Source organism: Mesorhizobium sp. WSM4809 (assembly GCF_055811655.1).
This window is the reverse complement of sequence record NZ_JBVVQW010000074.1, coordinates 1-273: the sequence shown is the minus strand read 5'-3', so window position 1 is coordinate 273 and position 273 is coordinate 1. Positions and strand designations below refer to the sequence as shown.

At 58.2% G+C, this 273-nt stretch carries 1 protein-coding gene; it reads right to left on the bottom strand.

Features of this window, described 5'->3' with window-relative positions:
- The coding region (locus AC0L24_RS33915) for a triphosphoribosyl-dephospho-CoA synthase (RefSeq protein WP_473565105.1) at positions 1–273 on the bottom strand (273 nt) is incomplete at both ends.

Sequence of the window (273 nt, the reverse complement as noted above, 5' to 3'; positions counted from 1 at the left end):
CTGTAGCCAGCGCAGGCCCCCCTCGCCACCGCGCGATGCAACGTTGGTATCGCCGTTGATCGCCATCAGTAGGAGCAAGGTATCGAGCAATGCCAGTTCAGGATCTAACCCCTGATCCAGCAGAGTGAGGTAATGCGGCAAGGCGTGATTGATCACCAGTGGATAACCCGCTTCGGCTTCACCGCGTGCGCCGGTAAGGCCAAGCTGTTGGTACAACCGTTGACCTGCCGTCAGTTGTGAATTATTGGTACGCAGTTCGCGATCGGTCAGGCC